The sequence below is a fragment of the Phycisphaerae bacterium genome, from assembly GCA_041652575.1.
Taxonomy (GTDB): Bacteria; Planctomycetota; Phycisphaerae; order Sedimentisphaerales; family UBA12454; genus UBA12454.
The window spans coordinates 85,092-107,071 of the sequence record JBAZHC010000003.1 but is presented as its reverse complement, the minus strand read 5'-3'; the positions used below and the strand labels follow the sequence as shown (position 1 = coordinate 107,071).

17 protein-coding genes and 2 tRNA genes are annotated in these 21,980 nt (G+C 44.0%); 14 read left to right on the top strand and 5 right to left on the bottom strand.

Going from position 1 to position 21,980, the window contains the following annotated elements:
- Nucleotides 1-7 precede the first annotated feature (7 nt).
- Both WC496_03385 and WC496_03380 read left to right on the top strand, forming a co-directional pair.
- A complete protein-coding gene (locus WC496_03385; GenBank protein ID MFA5292056.1) occupies nucleotides 8-2,242 on the top strand; it encodes a polysaccharide biosynthesis tyrosine autokinase in 2,235 nt (744 codons plus the stop codon).
- 126 nt (nucleotides 2,243-2,368) lie between these two features.
- Entirely contained in the window at nucleotides 2,369-4,258 is a 1,890-nt protein-coding gene (locus WC496_03380; protein MFA5292055.1) for an ATP-binding cassette domain-containing protein, read from the top strand.
- Nucleotides 4,259-4,293: 35 nt separating this feature from the next.
- On the opposite strand, the gene WC496_03375 is transcribed toward WC496_03380, so the two are convergent.
- The 3 genes from WC496_03375 to WC496_03365 are packed head-to-tail and all read right to left on the bottom strand — an operon-like array spanning nucleotide 4,294 to nucleotide 5,472.
- Complete coding sequence (locus WC496_03375; protein MFA5292054.1) at nucleotides 4,294-4,839, bottom strand: hypothetical protein; 546 nt, start codon at nucleotides 4,837-4,839, stop codon at nucleotides 4,294-4,296.
- 14 nt (nucleotides 4,840-4,853) lie between these two features.
- Nucleotides 4,854-5,165, bottom strand: a complete 312-nt coding sequence (locus WC496_03370; protein ID MFA5292053.1) for a hypothetical protein — start codon at nucleotides 5,163-5,165, stop codon at nucleotides 4,854-4,856.
- Nucleotides 5,158-5,472, bottom strand: a complete 315-nt coding sequence (locus tag WC496_03365; protein ID MFA5292052.1) for a hypothetical protein — start codon at nucleotides 5,470-5,472, stop codon at nucleotides 5,158-5,160. Before WC496_03365 ends, WC496_03370 begins: the two co-directional genes overlap by 8 nt.
- A gap of 237 nt (nucleotides 5,473-5,709) precedes the next feature.
- Between WC496_03365 and WC496_03360 the strand changes: the two genes are divergently transcribed.
- The gene (locus WC496_03360) at nucleotides 5,710-6,279 is read left to right on the top strand and encodes a hypothetical protein (protein MFA5292051.1); all 570 of its coding nucleotides are present in this window, start codon (nucleotides 5,710-5,712) and stop codon (nucleotides 6,277-6,279) included.
- 22 nt (nucleotides 6,280-6,301) lie between these two features.
- Here WC496_03360 and WC496_03355 read toward each other — a convergent pair.
- Both WC496_03355 and lon read right to left on the bottom strand, forming a co-directional pair.
- Nucleotides 6,302-6,376 (bottom strand) — tRNA-Pro (locus tag WC496_03355).
- A gap of 174 nt (nucleotides 6,377-6,550) precedes the next feature.
- Entirely contained in the window at nucleotides 6,551-8,950 is a 2,400-nt protein-coding gene (lon, locus tag WC496_03350; GenBank protein MFA5292050.1) for an endopeptidase La, read from the bottom strand.
- A gap of 259 nt (nucleotides 8,951-9,209) precedes the next feature.
- Between lon and WC496_03345 the strand changes: the two genes are divergently transcribed.
- From WC496_03345 to WC496_03295, 11 genes are all read left to right on the top strand, one after another.
- Nucleotides 9,210-10,832 (top strand): hypothetical protein, encoded by a 1,623-nt coding sequence (locus tag WC496_03345; GenBank protein MFA5292049.1) that lies wholly within the window; start codon nucleotides 9,210-9,212, stop codon nucleotides 10,830-10,832.
- A 22-nt stretch (nucleotides 10,833-10,854) separates the two neighbouring features.
- Nucleotides 10,855-11,868 carry a hypothetical protein gene (locus tag WC496_03340; GenBank protein MFA5292048.1) on the top strand — a complete coding sequence of 338 codons (1,014 nt, stop codon included), beginning with the start codon at nucleotides 10,855-10,857 and terminating at the stop codon, nucleotides 11,866-11,868.
- Nucleotides 11,869-11,886: 18 nt separating this feature from the next.
- Nucleotides 11,887-13,296 carry a hypothetical protein gene (locus WC496_03335; GenBank protein MFA5292047.1) on the top strand — a complete coding sequence of 470 codons (1,410 nt, stop codon included), beginning with the start codon at nucleotides 11,887-11,889 and terminating at the stop codon, nucleotides 13,294-13,296.
- 193 nt (nucleotides 13,297-13,489) lie between these two features.
- Nucleotides 13,490-14,452: a tryptophan--tRNA ligase gene (trpS, locus tag WC496_03330; protein ID MFA5292046.1), complete on the top strand. Its 963-nt coding sequence runs from the start codon at nucleotides 13,490-13,492 to the stop codon at nucleotides 14,450-14,452.
- Nucleotides 14,453-14,464: 12 nt separating this feature from the next.
- Entirely contained in the window at nucleotides 14,465-15,415 is a 951-nt protein-coding gene (locus tag WC496_03325) for a segregation/condensation protein A (protein ID MFA5292045.1), read from the top strand.
- Between the two features lie 103 nt (nucleotides 15,416-15,518).
- The gene (gene trxA / locus WC496_03320; protein MFA5292044.1) at nucleotides 15,519-15,848 is read left to right on the top strand and encodes a thioredoxin; all 330 of its coding nucleotides are present in this window, start codon (nucleotides 15,519-15,521) and stop codon (nucleotides 15,846-15,848) included.
- A gap of 50 nt (nucleotides 15,849-15,898) precedes the next feature.
- Entirely contained in the window at nucleotides 15,899-17,689 is a 1,791-nt protein-coding gene (aspS, locus tag WC496_03315; protein MFA5292043.1) for an aspartate--tRNA ligase, read from the top strand.
- 73 nt (nucleotides 17,690-17,762) lie between these two features.
- Entirely contained in the window at nucleotides 17,763-19,373 is a 1,611-nt protein-coding gene (locus WC496_03310; protein ID MFA5292042.1) for a HAMP domain-containing sensor histidine kinase, read from the top strand.
- A gap of 10 nt (nucleotides 19,374-19,383) precedes the next feature.
- Nucleotides 19,384-21,480, top strand: coding sequence for a primosomal protein N' (gene priA, locus WC496_03305; GenBank protein ID MFA5292041.1), 2,097 nt, complete (start codon nucleotides 19,384-19,386; stop codon nucleotides 21,478-21,480).
- 21 nt (nucleotides 21,481-21,501) lie between these two features.
- On the top strand, nucleotides 21,502-21,732 hold the full coding sequence (locus WC496_03300; protein MFA5292040.1) for a hypothetical protein: 231 nt from the start codon (nucleotides 21,502-21,504) through the stop codon (nucleotides 21,730-21,732).
- A 100-nt stretch (nucleotides 21,733-21,832) separates the two neighbouring features.
- Nucleotides 21,833-21,907 (top strand) — tRNA-Pro (locus WC496_03295).
- The last annotated feature ends 73 nt before the right edge of the window (nucleotides 21,908-21,980 follow it).

The following is a 21,980-nucleotide window of genomic DNA, read 5'->3' as shown; positions in this document are numbered from 1 at the left end:
ACATAATATGATAAATAACAAGCAGCCTGCATCATCGGTTATCCGGCGTTCCAATCCGGCATTTACTGCTTCGGCAGCAGCAATGGTGATAACACCAAAAGAGATATTGGACATTCTTCGTCGACACGTTCTGCTTATTTGCATTTTGACGTTTCTCGGAACTGCTACTGGAACAGGCCTTTGGTTTGTTCTTAAAAGAGTTGCACCAAAATACACAGCAAAGACTTATATCGAAGTGTTATCTCCTGGACAAACAGACCCTACAGTCATCGGCAGTCCTATTGCCAGCAAAGATGTAGCCTATGAATTCAGATTCTCAAAAGCAGCTTTGATAAAGCAGCAGAGTATGCTTCAGGAACTGATTCGCAGGGATGCAATACGTGAGACCCTATGGTTTAAAGGGTTTGGAGACAATGTTCTGGATGTTATGGATAACCTTAACAAGAATATGGGAGCGGCAGCAGACAGAAACAGCAATTACATATTAATAAGCATGACTTGCGGTAATGCTCAGGAGGCGGCTCTTATTGTTAATCAAATGGTTGATTTATTCGTGAAATCCCAGCAGAGTACCGCTGAAGCCGGTACCATCGCAAAACTTAGCGAACTCAACCAGCAGGAAAATGAACTTCGCGGCAAACTCCAAAATCTTAACAATTCATTGGCCGATATCAGACGTTCAACAGGCGAGACACAGCTTGAAGGAACAGGGGAAGGGAATTTTCGCCATACTATTACGCAAAAACTGGCTAGTCTCGAAGTTGAGAAAGTAAAACTTGAAGCTGATATCGAACAAATTCGTACAAGCGTTGCAAGTTATGAAGAGAGAAAGGTTACTGATGAAATAGTGCAGCGAGACACTGAAAACGATTCGGTTGTCATAGGACTTATTCAGAGAATTTCAAATTTGGAAGCAGAACTTGCAAGAAAATCTACCACTCTTGGTGAAAATCACAGAGAAGTTCAGCAAATACGGGAGCTTTTACGGCAGACAATTGCTGAAAAAGAAACACGGGCTAACATAAAGGCTCAGCAAATTCGTGACTCTGATGTTACCACTGTCAGAGATCAGTTTGTGATGATTACCAATCGTCTTGCAAAACTTGAAGAATTACGGGCAAAGACGGAAAATGACCAGAGGGACCTTGATAATACGAGAGCCGAATACGATCGGATTCTTTCGGACAGAGAAGAAACAAAGAACAAACTTTTTGCAACTCAGGAACAGATAAGTAAATACAATCTCATAAAACGGGATGCCGACACTGCAAAGGTTAGGCCTATGGGTCTTGCGCCGGCACCGCTGGAGAGAAGCTCGCCATTACTTATTATATATACACCGGCCGGTACTTTTCTTGGATTCCTGCTCGGTTTAGGCTTTGCGTTTCTGACAGAGTTCCTTAATGAACTGCTTCGCACGCCGAAGGATGTGATGAAGTATGTCACCGTTCCGCTGCTTGGAATGGTTACGCACAAAGACCTCGATTCGAATACGAGAAAAGCCGATATGTGGACAATTGTCAGACAATTGCCATTCTCGATGATGAGTGAGTGTTACAGACAGTTCAGAACAAATCTGAAGGTTTCTGTAAATGCCGAAAGTCAACGGGTTATTCTAGTTACAAGTGGAAATGCCGAGGAAGGCAGGACGACTGTTGCGGTAAATCTGGCGGCAACATTTGCAGCGGAAAGCAATAAGGTACTTTTAATTGACGCGAATTTCCGCAGGCCGGCTTTAGGTAAGATATTCCCGGCTATCGATGAACAGGATGGAGGAACACAGAAACAGGACAATGGCCTGAGCAGTTATCTTATCGGCAAATCAGGTATTGAGGAAATTATCAGACCGACAGGACTGTCTGACACAGATGTTATTGACAGCGGCGCTCTGCCGAAAAATCCCGCAGAAATGCTCGGTGGCAAGCGAATGCATGAACTTCTCGAATTTGCAAAACAGCACTATGACCGTGTAATTATAGATGGTCCTCCGACACTTGTGAGCGACGCAAAATCGCTCGCTACCCAGGCGGACGGTACCGTTCTGGTATTTAATACAGCAATCACCAAACGCGGCACTGCACAGCGTATTGTACGGGAACTTAAGGAAATTAATACGAATATTCTCGGTGCAGTACTTGTCGGCGTAAGAGTTCTCAAGGGCGGTTATTTCGGAGAAATGATTGAGTCCTATCGAGAATACCGGGATGCTAATGCAGAACAACTTGCAGGACAGATTTCTTAGCTAATCCTGTTGCCAGAACCTGCCGGAACATATTTTACCAATCAAGTTCTCCAAATAGATTGCATCTGCAGGCTTTATGCCATTTCGACGATTGTAATTCGAGGAAGATATTGATATTATTGCGGAATGGCAATAATAGGAATGCAGGATATAAGTGTTGGTTTTGGCGGTAGGCCATTGCTTGAACATATAAATTTGCAGATCGAGGCAGGCGACAGGATTTGTCTGCTCGGCCGCAATGGCGTAGGTAAATCTACGCTAATGAAGATCATCACAGGCCAGGTTCAGCCCGAACAAGGCGATATTTCACGTCTGCCGAAGCTTGCGATAACGTGCCTGACACAGGATGTGCCGAATGACCTGGGCGGGACGGTGTTTGAGCTTGTTTCCGAAGGGCTTGGGGAATGTGGAAAGCTGCTTGCGCAGTATCATCTTGTCAGTCATCAACTCGCCCTTGACCACGATAACAAATCGCTGCTGACCAGGCTTGATACATTGCAGCACTCGCTCGATACCCAAAACGGCTGGCAGATGGACAGGTTCGTCGAGAACATCATTGAAAATATGGAACTGAATGCTGATACCCAGGCAACGAGCCTTTCAGCCGGGATGAAACGGAGGGTATTGCTGGCACAGGCGATTGTTCGCAATCCCGATGTGCTGTTGCTTGATGAGCCGACTAATCATCTCGATATCGAAACGGTAACGTGGATTGAGGATTTTCTGGGCAGCTATAAAGGGACGCTGATTTTTGTCAGCCATGACCGGGTATTCGTAAGAAAACTTGCGACGCGTATCATCGAGCTTGATAGGGGCCGGGCGATAAGTTATTCCTGCAACTATGAAACATTCCTCGTTCGCAGGGATATCGCCAATGAAGCACAGGCTGTTGAGGATTCGCTGTTCGACAAAAAGCTTGCGCAGGAAGAAGTCTGGATTCGCAAGGGAATTAAGGCACGCCGGACACGAAACGAAGGTCGCGTACGGGCACTCAAGAAGATGCGAGATGAACGAAGAAAGCGAAGAGAAGAAATCGGAAATGTCAGAATTCAAATGAAGGATGTCCAGCAATCCGGCAGGCTGGTGATTAAGGCAAAGGACATTTCGTTTGCATATCAGCCGGAAAAACCGATTATTTCGAATTTTTCCGCGACTATTATGCGAGGCGACAAAATCGGTGTCATCGGGGCTAATGGCTCAGGGAAAACAACACTGCTGCGGGTGCTGCTTAATGAACTCACTGCCCAGCAAGGCACGGTACGTTACGGCACGAACCTCGAAATTGCGTATTTCGACCAATTGCACGCTCAGCTTGATTATACAAAATCCGTGTATGAAAATATCGCCGGCGGCAACAAGAATGTGGTGATTAACGGAAAGCCCCGGCACGTCGTCGGCTACCTTCAGGACTTTTTGTTTACGCCTGACCAGTCGCTGAGCCCGCTGTCGAATCTTTCCGGAGGCGAGCGGAATCGGCTTTTGCTGGCCAGACTTTTTGCGCAGCCGGCAAATGTACTCGTACTGGATGAGCCGACAAATGACCTTGATATCGAAACGCTGGATTTGCTCGAAGAATTTTTGCTCGACTATCCCGGGACGGTACTAATGGTAAGTCACGACCGAGAATTTTTAAATAACGTCGTTACCGGCATTATCGCTATAGAGGGCAATGGCGTTGTAAATGAATATGTCGGAGGCTATGACGACTGGCTACGTCAGAAAAAGGAATTGTCCAAACCCCAGTCTCAAAACACGCCGGCTAAAGAGATAAAAGCGGCGCCGACAAAAGAGAAGGTGCGAAAATTGACCTTTAAGGAAAAGAAGGAACTCAAAGAGGTGCTCGTTTTGATAGAAAACCTGGAAGCCGAGCAGACGCAATTGCACAAGGCGATGGCTGACCCGGCCCTTTATAAAAAAGGCTCGGAAGTCGTTCAGGTTGCTACCCACGCCGGAGAATTGAAAAAGGAACTTGATAAACTTTACGCCCGCTGGCAGGAACTGGATTCGCTGCAATAGGTATAAAAATGAAACCTGAAGTGTTGCGATTCAAATTAAAAATTAAGTGTATATTTTTCGTTTGCATAATACTCTCTTGAATAAACGTCAGACCTCAAACCATCCAAATATTTATTAAGAGGTTTATTTTTAGAAACTTCTCGAAGTATTTTAATCAAAACATCCTTTTCCCCTATGTTTAATTTATTATTTTCAAACTGATTAAATCGCCATGTGTAGGGAAATGTTTGACATATAATCATTTTTGCGTATCGATTATTCATTTCCCCCATTGACGGGAGTAAGGCCGCATAAGTGTCACCTATTACCGCCAAAGGAATCCCTATAATTGAAATAAAGGGTCTTGTGATTGCGACTCGCTCATAAACATAAGAGAGACCAAGTAGTGGACCTAAAAATAAAACTATCCAAATAATACTGAATGGTATAAGCAACAAACCAAATGTCAGACTTGCAAGAAGTCCTAAAACAAAAGTTGTTATTATTTGAACAGGGATAACAATAACTGCTGTGATTGCAATAATTATACTTATGATTTTATTTGTAATCATTATTTCCTCTTTAAAAACTTTTTTCAACATCGCCGCTTCATTACTCAACCAATTATACGAGTAGCGTGGGAATTATGATAATTGGTAGTTGTAATTAAAAACAAGAAAACCACTACGATAACTGCGTTGGCGATGATTAGCCAACGCAAGATTTCTTCTATTTTTTTATCGGGGAGTTGAAGTTTATAGATATAACTGCAAGTATAGGTGTTTATCGCGGTTAATACTGCAATGGCAAGCGTGATAGGCAAAAATCTGCGGAGGTAAAAATCTGAGTGAGCGGTCATTAAATGCGCTGTCCATACTAAAAAGGTAATAACCCCACTCCATAAACAAATCATTTGATTTTTATTCATATAAATCCTCTTTAGTTTTTTTATTGTTCCGAGTATAAAGCAATGCCACTGTAATTACGCTCAATATAAGCCACTGGATAATAAGAACACTAAAATCAATGTTTGCGCTTAGTGTTAGTCCATTACTGGCTGAGATTGTAGGCGGACTCAATAGGAAACCATACATAGGTGGTAAAAGATTTGCTTTGGCGATTCTATACTGCATACCTTCTAAATCTCCAGAAAAAGAGAACGGCGGAAAAAGACCCATAAGGCAAAATATCAGTACTCCAGCCCAGAGTATTAATTTTTTATTTTTCCAAATCATTTGTCTGTCCTCTAATACTATTCAGAATTGTTACTATAATACTATCGCCTTCTGTAAAAATAATCAATAAAAACAAGCTTCTAATATATAGCTTTTTTTGGTAAAATAATATAAAATTAAAAATTATCGGGATCGGGAAAGCGGAGTAATTAACCGCCAAGCGGTTTGAGCAGGGGTAAGGTTATGTATATGCCTAACCTGCTGCGATTTAAACCAGCCTAAAAAAGGACGGGTAAAGTGGCGATATCAAATATCGGAGAAACTTGGCACTTGAGGCATTTGGAAGCGTGTGTAGCCTTGATTTTGGAAAAAAATGAATTATCAAGCCCTCAAACAGTAAGAGAATCAAAGGAGATTAAACTGGCGTTAAACCACGCCGAAGGCGCGATAAACCAACAAGGTTTACTTGACTCCACAGAAAAGAGTATGTTAAATGAGTTTTTTGCCGAACTTAGAGCGATATACTTGGAATGTTCAGAACTGGATGAAAATGGAAAATGTTCTTATGAAGTCCTACGAGGCAGCGATAAAGATTTAGACGACCTTATTATTTTGAAGTCTCAAATAGAAGGAACTTTCTTTCCTGCAATACAAAAAATGGCTTTTTCCAGAACAAGCGGGGGGAAGGCCAGCAGCACGGCAGTACAGGAAAACCCCGCAGGGCAAAACGGCGGAAATGAAAACAATAAAACAAGTGGTACCGTCACCACTAAAGGTGGCAGGATATGTGATTTTTTCTGGAAGTTATACGAGAAAACTTTGAAAGTTATCGTTGATGCGGTTTTTGATAGATGGTGGCCTACGTGAAGCAAAATTTTCAGCGGAAAAATCGGGGCGACAGGACTTGAACCTGCGACCTTTGGACCCCCAGTCCAACGCGCTAGCCAAACTGCGCTACGCCCCGAAATATAAAGAAACACTACTGCAAAAATCCGAATATCGAAATACTAAACAATACTCAATATCGAATGACTAAAATTCAAAACAGTATTTTAATGCCTTTCTTTGCCATCGAAAACATCGTTTTGGATTTTAATTTTTCCAAAGAGCAATAATTTGTCCATTTTAACAAAAAAACCTATTTCTGCAAAGCATATTTAAGCACTTCATTTGCCTTCTTTACAAAGACAAATTTCATTCCTCTTTTTGCCTCTTTCGGAACTTCAACCATATCTTTTTTGTTCCTGAAGGGCAGGATAACCATTTTTATCCCGGCCTGCTTCGCCGCGAGGATTTTCTCTTTCAGTCCGCCAATAGGCAGAATAAGACCTTTTAACGTTATTTCGCCCGTCATTGCGATACCCGGCCGGGCAGGTATATTCGTCAAAAGCGAAACTATAGAAACAAACATCGCCGCACCGGCACTGGGGCCGTCCTTCGGCACAGCACCGGCAGGAACGTGGATGTGATAGTCCTGCTTCGAAAAATGAGTCGGATTAATGCCGAGACTTTTGCTGTTTTCCTTAACAACTGAAAATGCCGCCTGTGCGCTTTCCTTCATTACCTCGCCAATCTGGCCGGTAAGTATCAACTGCCCCTTGCCCGGCATCGATGCGGATTCCACAAACAATATCTCGCCGCCGAAAGGCGTATAAGCAAGGCCGGTGGCCACGCCGGGAACGGCTGTCCGCATCGCAAGTTCGGATTCGTGTCTTATCGGGCCGAGAATTTTATGCAGATGCTCTTTTGTAATTGTCGCAGGCCGCCTGCTTCCCTTTGCTATCTCAGTAGCAATAGACCGGCAAATTGCCGCAATATTCCGTTCAAGATTACGAACGCCTGCTTCGGCGGTGTAACTGCGGATAATCGTCCTTGTCGCGTCATCTGTTATTTTGAGCTTGTTTTTACGCAAACCATTCTCAGCCAACTGACGCGGGATAAGATATTTTTTTGCGATATTAAGTTTCTCATTTTCGGTATAGCCGGGCAGTTCGATAAGTTCCATCCTGTCCATCAGGGCAGGGGGAATCGGTTCTGTGTAATTGGCGGTGCCGATGAACATTACGCTCGACAGGTCGAAAGGCTGGTCAAGGTAATGGTCGGTAAATGTATTGTTCTGCTCAGGGTCGAGCACCTCAAGCAGGGCACTGGCAGGGTCGCCTCTGAAATCAATGCCGATTTTGTCCATCTCGTCGAGCATAAATACCGGATTTTTACTGCCGCATTTTCTCAATTCCTGCAGAATTCTGCCCGGAAGAGCGCCTATATAGGTTCTTCGATGACCCCTGATATCGGCTTCGTCTCTTATTCCGCCAAGCGATATTCTTACGAATTTTCTGTTCATCGCACGGGCGATAGATTTGCCCAGACTTGTTTTGCCCACGCCCGGAGGACCGAGGAAGCACAAAATCGGGCTTTTGCCGGAAGGATTAAGTTTCCTCACCGCCAGAAATTCAAGTACCCGTTTTTTGACTTTTTCAAGGCCATAATGGTCCTTCTTCAGTATCCTCTGTGCTTTTCTGATGTCCATCGAATCGATGGTTTTTATGCTCCACGGCATCTCGCATACCCAGTCGAGATAAGTCCTGATTACGCCGTAGTCGGGCGAAGCCTGCGGCGTTCTAATCAGCCTGTCGAGTTCTGCAAGGGCCTCGGCCTCAACTTTTTCAGGCATTTTCGCCTTTTTGATTTTTTCCTTCAAAATCTTTGTGTCTTCAGTTCTTTTGTCGTCCTGGCCGAGTTCGGTTTGAATGGCCTTTAGCTGTTCCTGCAGAAAATATTCACGCTGATTTTTTTCTACGGACTGTTTGACCTGACCCTGAATTTTATGGCTCAGTTCAAGAACGTCCAATTGATTGGCAAGGGCGAGGGATATTTTTTCCAGCCTTTTTTTGGCGTCAAGCTCTTCGAGGAGATATTGTTTTTCCGCCAGCGTAACGCTAAGATTGGCGGCCAGGAAATCGGCCAGGGCAGAAGGGGTTTCGATATTTTCGAGAAGAATAGACGCCTCTTCCGGCACATTAAGGCTTAAGTTTATCACTTTGTTGGCGGCATCGCGGACGCTTACCATAAGAGCCTGAAGCTTTTTGGTAATTTTTGTTTTGGATGTAAGCGGTTCGATTCTGACTTTAAGATACGGTTCACTGGAAACAAGCTCGACAATTTTGAACCTTATCAGGCCATGAACAATAACATTGACCGTACCATGCGGGAGCTTGACAACTTTAAGAATCGAAGAAGCTGTGCCGACTTTATAAAGGTCGTTCAATGTGGGATTATCGATATTAGGGCTTTTTTGTGCCACCAGTCCGATTATAGAATCGCCTGTTTTGGATTCTTCGAGCAGTTTCCTGCTTTTGTCGCGTCCGACAGCAAGCGGAGTAACCGTTCCGGGGAATACAACGGCATTGCGTATCGGCAGGATTCCGATAACCTCCGGAAGGTCGATTTCCTTCGGTTTTTCGGACGAGTCCGAATGTTCACCCTCAAAGACAGGGTCTATATTTACGATGTCAACAAGTCTTAATTTTTCGCTCATAGTCATGGATTTTATTCTAATATCAAAAAATAAAAAAGCTAAATTTTTATTTCTCCCGTAAGTCCATATCAATAGGGCATTTTTGGTGTTTTGGGCCGCTGCAATTTCCTATATTATCATACTTTTATAAAAACTATTGTATAGTGACAGTTATATGGCATTTATGCAAAAACTTCTTGTTTTTACGATGTCCAAATATACAATAATACCTGGACTAAAATCACAGCATAAAAATTAGTTCAAATTCAGGAGGCGAAAAATGAGGACGTACTTTTTTATCCTGTTTGCAGCGGTTTGTTGCTGCGCATTTTGTGAATCAGCGGTCGCAGAAATCATTTACATCGATTCTGATATTACAACTAATCAGATTTGGACCGCAAACAATGAATATCATATTACAGCAAATATCAATGTTCAGGCATTGCTTGTAATCGAGCCGGGGACAGTGATTTATTTTGGCAATGATGGCGGATTGATTGTAAATAACGGCGGCACTTTAATTTCAGCAGGATTGTCAGATAATTATATTACCTACACATCTGAATACGGCTATGGATGGTATGATTATGATTGTGCAATAGAAGTGCAGGAGACGGCATCGCCGGCGACGAAAATAATATATAATTATATTGAAAACGGCTGGACAGGAATTTTAACCTCGAACATTCGGCTCGATACGCCGATAAAGAACAATTATTTATTTTATAACGATACGGGCATTCTCGAATACGGAACACATCAGACAGACATCTTAAATAATCTGATATATCATTGTTATAACGATGATTATTACAGTTTCGGAATTTTTATATATATGGAATCGGAGTCAGGAGCAGCAGATTCCAACAGCGAAATTCTTATAGAAAACAATACGTGCGATTATCAGGATTACGGAATTGTAGTTAGCGGAACAGACGAGCAAAGCAACGGCGGACTGGCGATACTTTATAATAATATCGTAAGTAATTCCGCAGAATACGGCCTTGCTCTTGTCAACGGTTATTTTGCGGATAGAGTTGCCAATACAGGGTATTACTTTAACGATACTAATACTCTGGGCGTGGTTGATGAAGATAATCCTGTTGAGACTTTTTCCGATCCTTATGATTCAGCAGGCTGGCATCTTGTAGACGGATGTCCGTTCATAGATGCGGGTTTGGAATACATCGAAGAAACGCAGCTTATCGGCAAGACAACAAATTTAAATGGGATGCCGGACAGTAATAAGATTGATATTGGCTTCCATTATTCGAACTGGGATTACAGCAATGCGGGGAGTACAAGCCTGCGGGCGGATTTTGACACAAGCTATCGAGTCGATTATAATGATTTGGCATATTTTCTGGATTACTGGCTGTATGATTATGATGAGGATTACGAGACTTGGCTATGGGATTATGATGACAGCGGGAAAGTCGATTATGGAGACCTTGCGGTGATTGCGGAATATTGGTTAGAGGCGTTTGACTTTTGGGATTTTGCCGATTTCGCGAATCATTGGCAGAAGGAGATTGACGAGAGATTATTCGACGACAGGTTTGACCTTTACTACGATGGGGTTGTGGATTTTAAGGATTTTGCGGTACTTGCTGGGGAATGGCAGAAAACGGCGGAGGGTAATCCTGCAATTTCGGTTTCAGTAGATGGAGATGCTAATAATTTAAAAGGAGAGATTGCAGTTGGTGTTGGCGGGTGTCTGAGTTCGACGGCCAAGGCGTTTATTTTTGTGGATGGCAGTTTAATTGAACAGACGGATTACGATGGAGAAAGTATGCCGGGGCTTTTGGTGAATACGCCATCGTATTTGAACGGGCAGCATTCATTTAAAGGCGTTGTCATAGACCATAACGGCCTTATTACAGCTTCAGATACCTTGGGTTGATTTTAATAATCCGGTTCATTGTTTGAATGTGAATGATACGTACGAGCCGAATAAACCTTTGCGACTTTTAGGGCTTAGGGCGACAGAAAATAATTTGCGGGTGAAACTTTCCAAATGGGATGGCCAAACGATTTGGACACAGGAAACCAGCGGTGATTTGGATATAACCATTCCGGGAAATGTACTTGATGGTCAAATATACGATGTCGATATTGAGCAGGAAACAAGTGAAATGGATCTTATGGATTCTGAGGAAGGATGGGAACCTTTTTGGGAATACGTCATAGCTGCAGTATATGACCCTAATAAACCTTATACATTTGCGATAATCTTACCTAAAGCAGTGAAGAATTTTCAAAATTCCGCAAACAGCAGAAAGGAAGCTGTTTCGGGTATAGCATATGGTTGTATGACAATGGGAATACCTTATATAATACTTTATGGTGATAATTGCACATGGGAAAATTTTGCAAAAGTAATTTCTAAACCAACAATTTTTTATGCCTATGTGGTATCAAGAAGCGATATGTACACAAAAAATCCATTGATGCATACCGAAGTGCGTCGAACACATTTCAGGCTTTCCAATAACAATTATGTATTAGCGCATTTTGAATCTGGCGAACAATGGCCAAGCAATTACCATTCTATGAGAGATTTTGGTTTTGGTGATGGCGAAAAATTTAAAATTGTCTGGATGGATTTTTGTTTCAGCGGAAATGGTAATTTTAACGGCGTTGGCAACGATATGTCCAGAGCCTGGATGGATTTGAGTGAGGAACCAATTTTAGATAAATTATATGTAGGCTGGAATAATCAAATTTTCACTTCAAATAAAGCCGTTTATGCGGCGTGGTCAGCATTTTTCTGGGGCGACCCGGATGGTTTTGGCTGGTATGGCACTCACAGTTATCAATATGCTTTTAATAGAGCAATGATAGAAGTTGAAAATGGCACTTATGTTGGTAATAATGCAAGTATGGGGAAAATAGGCGATGAGCGTATGAGATTTACGCCATATCGTTATGATCATTAAAACAAGGAAAGAAATGTCATGAAAATAATAAAAGAATGTTTATTGATTTTATTAATAGTAATTTTAGTTTTGGTTTCGATATTTTTTTATATGACTCGCGGTCAGCCAAAGGTAACGATAGATTATACAGCCGAATATAATAAAATTTCACAGCCTGCAAATTATGACCCAAATCAAAATGCGGCTGAATTATACCAAGCGGCGTATGAAAATTTAATTCAAAAGCCCAAACAACTACAGCGGGGAGATGCGGCATATGCAGAATGGCCAACAGATTTTAATATCGTTGAAGATGAAATAATAAAAAAATGGCTTACAGAAAACGAAAAAAGTTTACAAATTTTCAGGATGGCGAGTTTAAAACCATATCTCTGGATTGAAGCATCTTCAGCAGACGGTATGATTAGCATTAAATATCCTGAATGGACTTATTTGTTTTATGATTTGATTGAAGCGGTTTTATGGGACGCCAAAACAAATGCAGCCAAAGGAGAATACGCTCGTGCAATTGAAGATATATCTGCATGTTGCCGTTTAAGTTTTCAAAGGTGTAATAATAGCCCTGTTTTTCTGATGAGCATGTATAATAGTTTGCGCCAAAGACAAAAAGCAATGTATACAGCCATGTTGATTCTAAAAAAATCAAAAATCACAGAATCCGCAACGATCTCATTTCAACAGGATATCGAAAGAATAACGGATACACATTCCTGTGTTTTCGATTTTTCGGCAGAAATTATGTTACTCCATGATGTTGTTCAAAGAACCTATGTATATAAACCTGATGAATCAGGTTTGCTGGCGTGGAAAAAGAAATCAGATTATTACACCTTGTGCGACACCGGTCCGTGGCCAATAATCAAAAGCTGTTTTGTCGGACCAACACAAAAAGAAGTAAAAAAACAAATTAATTCATATTATGACCAATTGACCGCAGCCTATACACTAACGCCATGGCAGCTTCATCAAGAAAAACCTGATTTTTTTGACAAACTTTTTTTAGGATGTCAGCCAGGAACTCTCGTTTTATATGTTTATGGCTCAGATTTTGCAGGAGTATATTATGATTATTATGATACAGAGGCGCAATATCAGGCTCTGCTTACAACGATTGCAGTTTTAAGATTTAATCGGGACAAAGGACGACTACCGAATAATCTCGATGAATTGGTACAAACCGAATATCTGAAAAAACTGCCAGTCGATCCATATAGTAATAAACCGCTTATTTACAAAGTTGAAGCGGATGATTTCAAAATATACAGTGTGGGTAAAAACTTTACAGATGAAGGCGGTGAAGGAAGTTTTTATCCAAGTTGGATAGGGACTTCGGGTTTACCACAAGATTTAGTTTATTGGCCTCCAATAGATTTAATGAGGGTATATCAAAATCGTAAACGTCTTTATTCTGAACCTAATCAGCCATAGCAAAAACTTTCAGTCCGCTAAGAGATGCCTCCCGCTATGGACACTGTGTGTAATGGCAAATAATGGCGAATAGAAAGTAGCATAAGATCTCATTCCGATAAGGTAAATTTCTTGACAATATGGGATAAGATTGGTAGTCTTATGTCTTTATTTTATAATTAGTTATAATTAGTTGCGTTTAAAGGAGATAGAATTGAGAGTATTGTCAGGCATTCAGCCGTCCGGCAGGCTGCATATAGGCAACTTCTTCGGAGCGATGAGGCAGCACCTGCAGCTTCAGGCGGAAAATGAAGGTTTTTATTTCATTGCTGACTATCACGCCCTGACCAGCGGCCCCAAGCCTGACGACCTCAGGCAGAATCAGCTTGCCGTCGCTATGGACTATCTGGCTCTCGGTCTTGATACCGATAAAACGGTTTTCTGGCGTCAGTCGGACGTGCCGCAGGTGACAGAGCTTGCCTGGATATTATCCTGTATTACGCCGATGGGTCTGCTGCAAAGATGCGTCAGCTTTAAGGAAAAAGTCGCACAGGGCATTCTTCCCAATCACGGTCTTTTCGCATATCCGGTTCTGCAGGCGGCGGATATTCTTATTTTCGACAGCCAGCTTGTACCAGTCGGCGCAGACCAGAAACAGCATATCGAAGTTACACGGGATATCGCAGGATATTTTAATAATACTTACGGCGAAACATTTGTTATGCCGAAGGATTATATTCTCGAATCAGTAGCTGTTGTGCCGGGCATCGACGGCCGAAAGATGAGCAAAAGCTACGATAATACAATTGAAATTTTCGAGCCGGAAAGTTCCGTAAAGAAAAAGGTAATGAAAATTGTTACCGACTCTACGCCGGTTGAATCTCCGAAAGACCCGACCAGGTGCAATGTCTTTGCGCTTTTGAAATTAGTCGCCTCGACGGATGAATTGGCCGAGTGGGAAAAGAAATACCGGCAGGGCGGAACGGGTTATGGAGATGTGAAGAAGAGACTTGCAGAATTACTGATTGAATATTTCAAGCCTTACAGGCAGAAAAGAGCCGAGCTTGAAAAAAATGTTGATTATGTACGGGAAGTTCTCAAAAAAGGAGCTGTAAGGGCGGCGGCAGTTGCTGATAAAACCCTGAAAAAGGCGCGTAAAGCGGTTGGACTCGAATAAATAAGGTGAAATGTGTCTGAATATAGAATAAATCTCGATGTTTTCGCAGGTCCGCTGGATTTGCTGTTGTATCTTGTCCGCAAGGAAGAGGTCGATATCTACGATATTCCATTGGCGAAGGTTACCGCCGAATATCTGCGCTATGTCGAGATGCTCAAACTGTTCGATATTGAATTGGCGGGCGAATTTCTCGTAATGGCGGCGACGCTGATGGAAATTAAATCGGCTATGCTGCTTCCGAAAGACGAGCTTGACGCGATGGAGCAGGACCTCGGCGACCCGCGGGGCGAACTTATCAGGCAATTGCTCGAATATAAAAAATTTAAGGATGCCGCCAATGCACTGAAAATTTCCGCTGAGAGCCAGCAGCAAAAGTTCTCGCGCAGCGATAACATTATTTCCAGCCTGCAGCCAAAGACGGAGCCGGAACTGGACCTTGACCAGATAAATATCTGGGACCTGCTCAGTGCCTTTGACTCCATGATGAAGGCGACCGGTAATGTAATGGATATGAGCCATATTACCGACGATACGCCGATAGACCTTTACCAGATAGAAGTTCTTCACCGCCTGCAGAGCGAAGGGGCGATGAGTTTTACCAGGATTTTCGAAGGTAAAAAAAACAGACTGGTTATGATTGGACTCTTTCTCGCTGTCCTGGAACTGGTGAGAGAAAAACTTATAGCCGCCGAACAGGCACCCGGCGGGGCAGGCAAACAGGGAATGCCTATTTATTTAAGGGCACTGACCGATGAGCCTGCCGAGCAGGCCGTTCACGACGCGATGATGTCCGATGCTGTCGAGGAAAACCAGCCGCAGCAGAATATACCAATTGAATCGATCGAAATGGCCCCTTCCGAGTCAGGCACAAAGATACCGATAGAAGAATTTGACAATCGGCAGGGGGCACAGGTCAAAGAAGACCAAATTGAACAGTCTGAAGTGAAAAACAGCGATTTTTAAGGCCGAATTAACGATTAAAAACGGTCAGCTAAATAGTTTGACATTGAGGGCTTATCTAAATAAAATTCTTAACTCAGATAAAGTTGATACGAAAGGATATAAGATGGCGGGAAACATAATTGAGCTTACTGACGCGGTATTTGATAGTACGGTGCACGACAGCACAGTGCCTGTACTTGTAGATTTCTGGGCTCCATGGTGCGGACCGTGCAAGATGCTTGCGCCTGTAATTGAAGAAGTTGCCGCCGACTATGCCGGCAAGGCAAAAATATGCAAACTTAATACTGACAACCATCATGAAGCGGCCGTGGAATTCGGTATAAGCGCCATTCCAACCGTAATCCTTTTTAATAAAGGTGAAATAGCAAAAAAATGGGTGGGACTTGTCAGGAAAACCGACATTACAGACGCTATTGACGAACTGATTAATTAACATTTTCGCCAAAAATATTTTATTTATAAAATAAATACCGGGAAGATTGTATGCTCAAAAGAACTTGCGACTGCGGACAATTGCGAATGGAAGATGCCGGCAAAAAGGTGATTCTCGCCGGTTGGGTCGATTCTTATCGTGACCATGGTAATCTTGTTTTTATCGACCTTCGCGACCGTGAAGGTATAACGCAGCTTGTCTTTAATCCCGAGGCCAAGCCAGAAATACACAAACTTTCGCGCCAATTGCGCTGCGAATGGGTTATAGCGGCAAGCGGCACTGTCAGGCATCGAGGCGAGGGCCTGGTAAATCCCAAACTTCCCACAGGACAAATAGAAGTACTTATAGATGAACTCGAAGTGCTTAACAGCGCCGAAACACCTCCTTTCGAACTTGATAATGCCGAATCTGTTGCGGAGGAAACAAGGCTTAAATACCGTTATATCGACCTCAGACGGCCTGTAATGCAGAATCGTTTTAAGGTTCGTCATAAGGTTACGAAAGTTACACGGGACTTTTTTGACAGCAAGGGATTCTGGGAAATCGAAACGCCGTTCCTGGGCAAAAGCACTCCGGAAGGCGCAAGGGATTTTCTTGTTCCGAGCAGATTGTGCAGCGGCAGTTTTTATGCATTGCCGCAGTCGCCGCAGCTTTTCAAGCAGGTACTGATGGTAAGCGGCGTCGATAAGTATTTTCAGATTGTGCGATGTTTCAGGGACGAAGACCCGCGAGCCGACAGGCAGGCAGAATTTACTCAGATTGACGTTGAGATGAGTTTTGTTGACACTGACGCGGTAATAAGCGTTCATGAGCAGCTCATCGCGAAAATCTGGAAGGAAATTCTCGGCGTCGATGTAAAACTGCCAATCAGGCGAATGACATATCAGCAGGCTATGGAAGATTACGGTATCGACAGGCCTGACTTGCGTTTCGATATGAAATTAAAGGATATTTCCGATATTGCCGGCCAATCTCAGTTCAAGGTCTTTACAGATACGATACAAAAAGGCGGAATCGTCAAGGGACTTTGCGCTCCGGGCGGCGGTGTGAAATTTTCCAGAAGCGATATCGAAAAAACATATACTAACGTAGTAACGGCTTTTGGAGCAAAAGGTCTGGCGTGGTTCAAGGTCGTAAAAGACGAACAGGGCGGAATAGACCTTTCGAGCAATTTAGCTAAATTTTTCACGCCGGAACAGAGAAAAGCGATAATTGAAAAATTCGGCGCCAAGTGCGACGATTTGCTGTTGTTTGTCGCGGATAAAGCGGCCGGGGCGAATAAAGCCCTTGCGCCGTTGAGACTGAAGGTCGGCAAAGATTTGGGATTGATTGACGAAAAGGCTTACGAACTGCTGTGGGTAATAGATTTTCCGCTTTTCGAATGGAACCCGCAGGAAAATAGGTACGATTCTCTTCATCATCCGTTTACGGCACCTGTTCCGGAAGACATTGGGAAACTCGATACCGACCCTGCGAACATTCGTTCCCAGGCATACGATATTATAGTAAACGGCTCTGAAATAGGCGGCGGCAGTATTCGTATTCATCAGCCCCAGATACAAGCCATGGTTTTTGACCTGCTTAAAATCACAAGGCAGCAGGCAGAGGACAGGTTCGGCTTTTTCCTGCAGGCGCTTAAGTTCGGCGCTCCGCCTCACGGTGGTATAGCTTTCGGGCTGGACAGACTTGTAATGTTCCTGACTGGAACCGACAATATCCGGGACGTTATCGCATTTCCAAAAACCCAGAAAGGCCAGTGCCTGCTCACGGATGCGCCAAGCAGTGTCGACCAGGGGCAGCTTGATGAATTAAACCTGAGGGTTCAAAGTCATCACGAATGACTTTTTCTGCCGATTGTAAAATTTAGGCTTTTGGTTTCCTGATAGCCGGTATTTGTGTATAATAAAATCGACTATGGATAGTACCGGGAAAATATTGAAAGCGATTCTCGCCTATGTGCGGCTGAGGCCGATGTCTCTGGCCGGCAAATGCAGACTCCTTTTCGGCATAGCAATAGTATTCGTTTTAACTCTCGCACTGTTGATACCGTATCTCTGGATGGGCAAGCTGACCGAAAAGACCCTTTCCGACGCCGGCAGAGCGGTAGTTAATACGGTTTATGAAAGACATTTCAGGGTGGAAAAAGCCCTCGAAAAAAGCCCTGTAATGCTCGACGAAAGCGGCGCTACAAAACAGGCCCAGTCAAGCAGGATAAACTGGCTAAGATTCAACGTCACCGGGGAGAACTGGAAAGAGCAGCTTGAGGGAAAGCAGACTCAAAGAATCGAAGAATTGCTGAAGCAGCATCAGGGGCCGGATGAATATACATGGATAGACAAAGTCAACGGCAATGTCGAAACTACTTATATAAATATTGTCCGTGCCAACAAACGATGTCTGGCCTGCCACAGTGCCGAAGGTTCGGCCCATACTTTCAGCCTTTCAGAACCTGTCGGTGCCGTGATAGTACAGATGCCGGGCAGGGAAATAAGCAGGACAGTTCTTATGAACTGGATTTGTATAATCGCCGCCGGTCTGCTTGCCGGTACGGGCGCCATTGTCGCATTTTATATTATTGCCCAGCGAGTTATTTTAAGTCCTATACGGCAGCTTCGGGCAATGGTTAATAACGTTTCACAGGGAAATCTCGATGTCCGCTGCGGGATTAAAACCAACGACGAGTTCGAAAGGCTCGGCGATGCCCTTAACGCCATGCTCGACAGTCTTACCCAGGGTCAGGAAAAGCTTCGCCAGGCCAATAAGCAGCTTGATGAGAAAATTACGGAACTTTCCGAGCGAAACATCGAGCTTTTCAAGGCCAATAAAATTAAAGGTGAGTTTCTTGCCAATATGTCTCACGAGTTCCGCACACCGTTAAATGCCATACTGGGTTTTGCGGAGATCCTGCGTGAAAAACCCGCCGAAGACGCCGCAAAGAGCAAACGCTACGCAGAGAACATAGTAAGCAGCGGTAAAAATCTTCTTAATATGATTAACGACCTGCTCGAAATGGCAAAAATGGAAGCCGGGAAAATCGAACTGCATATCGAAAAGACCAGCATTCCCGAACTGTGCAACGGGCTTGCGGCGTTCTTTTCTCCGCTTACGGAAAAACAAAAACTCAAAGTTCGCCTGATAGTCGATGAAAATATCCCACTGATAAAAACCGACGCGGGCAAGGTACAGCAGATATTATATAATCTTCTGAGCAACGCGGTAAAATTTACGCCTGAGAACGGTAAAATTGAAATAAAGGCTTTTATGCCCGACAGCCAGACGGTAAGAGTGGCGGTAAGCGATACAGGGCCGGGAATCGCTGAAGCCGATAAGGAAAAAATCTTTGAAAAGTTCCGTCAGGCCGACGGTTCGCTTACGAGAACGCAGCCTGGCACAGGTCTGGGCCTGGCCATAAGTACAGAACTTGCGAAACTGATGTCCGGCAAAATCGGTCTTGAAAGCACAGCGGGTCAGGGCGCTACCTTCTGGCTCGATTTGCCGATTGTCAGGGCCGATGAAGATAAATGATTAAAGCCCAATGAGACAATCCTCAACAAATAGCCTGTTTGACACTTCAGACGACAAAAAAATCCCATGCACCAATGTCGTAACTGTTGCTGTCGATACGGGAGTCGACGATGTATTCGATTATCTTCTGCCGGATAAACTTCTGCCGGTTCAACCGGGCCAAAGAGTCGAAGTTCCGTTCGGCAGGGCAAACAAACTACTGAATGCTTTTTGCGTCGAGATTAAAGACGCCAAATCCTCTATTATACCTTTGCGGAAATTAAAGCTTGTAAAAAAAGTCGTCGATAATTTACCCCTGCTCGACGAAAGACTTTTAAAACTGGGAAAGTGGATAAGCGACTATTATATCTGCCCATTGGGGACGGTTTTAAACGCGATGCTTCCAGCCGCGGTTAAAAAGGGTACTGGAACAAAAAATATCAAACACGTTTTTCTCACCCCCGGCGAAACGGATTTTGAACAGCTTTTGGCCGGAATACGCGGCAAGAAACAGAAACAGATAGTCCAGATGTTAAATCAGTTAAACGCTCACGACTCGGCCTCGGCTGTCGATGTTAAAAATTTTCTTGAGCAGCTAAATACAGGTACGGCGCCGTTAAAAAAACTTCTCGAATCGGGCATAGTAAAACTTGCCGGCCGAACCGTTTATTCAGGACTGCCTGTTATACCGCAGGGACTGGCTTTAAAAACCGGCACCATTGTATTAAATGATGATCAGAATAAGGCTCTTGCCGAAATCGAAAAGCGGATAGATTCTCATAAATTTTCTGTTGTACTCCTGCACGGCATTACCGACAGCGGCAAAACTGAAGTTTATATCAGGGCGATAGAAAAAACAATCGCTAAAGGCAAAAACGCCATAGTCCTGCTTCCGGAAATCGCACTTACGGCCCAGACAATTCAGCGGTTCAGCAGCAGATTCGCCAATTTAGCCGTTATGCATTCACAGCTTACCGCATCGCAGAGAAACGCCCAGTGGCAGAAAATAAAAAACACTTCGCCGATAGTCGTCATCGGAGCGAGAAGCGCCGTTTTCGCTCCTGTTGCAAATGTCGGCATCATTGCTGTCGATGAGGAACACGAGCCGAGCTATAAACAGGATACGGTGCCGAGATATAACGGCCGTGATGTCGCGGTAAAACTTGCGCAATTAACCGATGCCGTTTGTATTTTAGGCAGCGCAACGCCGTCGCTCGAGACGCTGGGCAACTGCAGGACAAAAAGCCATTTCACAAGGCTTTCTCTGCCGAAACGCGTGATGGACCTGCCCAAACCGAAGATGAAAATCATCGATATGACGCAGTGCAAATTCGAAAATCACGGAGTAAATCTGATAAGCCCCGAACTTGAAGAGGCCATTAAGCAAACGCTGCAGAAAAAGGAACAGGTAATCCTTATGCTGAATCGGCGAGGCTACAGCAATTTTATTTTCTGTCCGAGCTGCCGTTATACCTTCAAATGCCGCAACTGCGATGTAACGCTGACGTTCCATAAATCCGAAAAACATCAGGCACAGCCGCATTTGAAAAGCCGAATCGAAGGCGGCTTTGCGGTCTGTCATTATTGTCTTTCGCAGACGCTTGTCCCTAAAAAATGTCCTTTGTGCGGCAAAAATGTCGCAATGATAGGGCTTGGCACTCAACGGCTGGAAGATGAACTTATGCAGAAAATCCCGTCCGCACACATCGCAAGAGTTGACAGCGATTCGATGCAGAAGCACGACTATTACCGCCTGCTCGGCGACTTCGACACGGGCAAAATCGATATACTTGCCGGTACGCAAATTCTCGCCAAAGGTCTGCACTTTCCCAATGTTACCCTTGTCGGAATAATCAGCGCAGACACTTCGCTGCAATTGCCGGATTTTCGGGCGAACGAACGCACATACCAGCTCATCTGCCAGGTAGCCGGCAGGGCAGGCAGAAGCAGCAAAGGCGGGGCGGTATTTATCCAGACATTTTTGCCGAACCAGCCGGCCATTAAATTCGCGGTCAATGACGATTTTGAAGGATTTGTAAAAGAGGAACTCAAGCACAGGCACGCCTGCCTGCTGCCGCCGTTCGGCAGGATTGCTCTTGTCCGCCTGCGAGATATAAAATTCGACTGACTTTTCGGCCCATCGAAGGTCATTGCCGAGCAGATTGGAAACATTATTTCCGCCTGTAAATTTGATATAAAGCTTACAGGTCCGATCCCCGCGGTAATCGCCAGAATCCAAAGATTTTACAGGATGCAGATTGTCCTGCAGACCCCAAAACCTGCGCAGCTCGGAGAACTTCTGAGCCGATTCCGTCGTCTGAAGTCCCCGAATTCAGCCGTCGGGGTGCAGGTCGATGTCGACCCGGTTAATTTATTATAATTGGCTGGAATTTTCTCTGTTAAACAAGTAAATTTGCAGAGATAAAAGGCGGTTGTAATTTAATTATTATTATGATATACTTAATCCCTGGTTTTTTCGGCGGGGAGTAGCTCAGCTTGGCTAGAGCGCTGCGTTCGGGACGCAGAGGTCGCAAGTTCAAATCTTGTCTCCCCGATTTTAGCCCGCCGACACCAATTACCCGTCGGGCTGAAATTGTTACCATCAGAGGGGAATTTAACGTTCGAGGG

What these genes read in the sequence shown, in the direction of transcription:
- WC496_03385 (MFA5292056.1), top strand. Translation starts at nt 8, where the DNA reads ATGATAAATAACAAGCAGCCTGCATCATCGGTTATCCGGCGTTCCAAT.
- WC496_03380 (MFA5292055.1), top strand. Translation starts at nt 2,369, where the DNA reads ATGGCAATAATAGGAATGCAGGATATAAGTGTTGGTTTTGGCGGTAGG.
- WC496_03375 (MFA5292054.1), bottom strand. Translation starts at nt 4,839, where the DNA reads ATGTTGAAAAAAGTTTTTAAAGAGGAAATAATGATTACAAATAAAATC.
- WC496_03370 (MFA5292053.1), bottom strand. Translation starts at nt 5,165, where the DNA reads ATGAATAAAAATCAAATGATTTGTTTATGGAGTGGGGTTATTACCTTT.
- WC496_03365 (MFA5292052.1), bottom strand. Translation starts at nt 5,472, where the DNA reads ATGATTTGGAAAAATAAAAAATTAATACTCTGGGCTGGAGTACTGATA.
- lon (MFA5292050.1), bottom strand. Translation starts at nt 8,950, where the DNA reads ATGAGCGAAAAATTAAGACTTGTTGACATCGTAAATATAGACCCTGTC.
- WC496_03345 (MFA5292049.1), top strand. Translation starts at nt 9,210, where the DNA reads ATGAGGACGTACTTTTTTATCCTGTTTGCAGCGGTTTGTTGCTGCGCA.
- WC496_03335 (MFA5292047.1), top strand. Translation starts at nt 11,887, where the DNA reads ATGAAAATAATAAAAGAATGTTTATTGATTTTATTAATAGTAATTTTA.
- trxA (MFA5292044.1), top strand. Translation starts at nt 15,519, where the DNA reads ATGGCGGGAAACATAATTGAGCTTACTGACGCGGTATTTGATAGTACG.
- aspS (MFA5292043.1), top strand. Translation starts at nt 15,899, where the DNA reads ATGCTCAAAAGAACTTGCGACTGCGGACAATTGCGAATGGAAGATGCC.
- WC496_03310 (MFA5292042.1), top strand. Translation starts at nt 17,763, where the DNA reads ATGGATAGTACCGGGAAAATATTGAAAGCGATTCTCGCCTATGTGCGG.
- priA (MFA5292041.1), top strand. Translation starts at nt 19,384, where the DNA reads ATGAGACAATCCTCAACAAATAGCCTGTTTGACACTTCAGACGACAAA.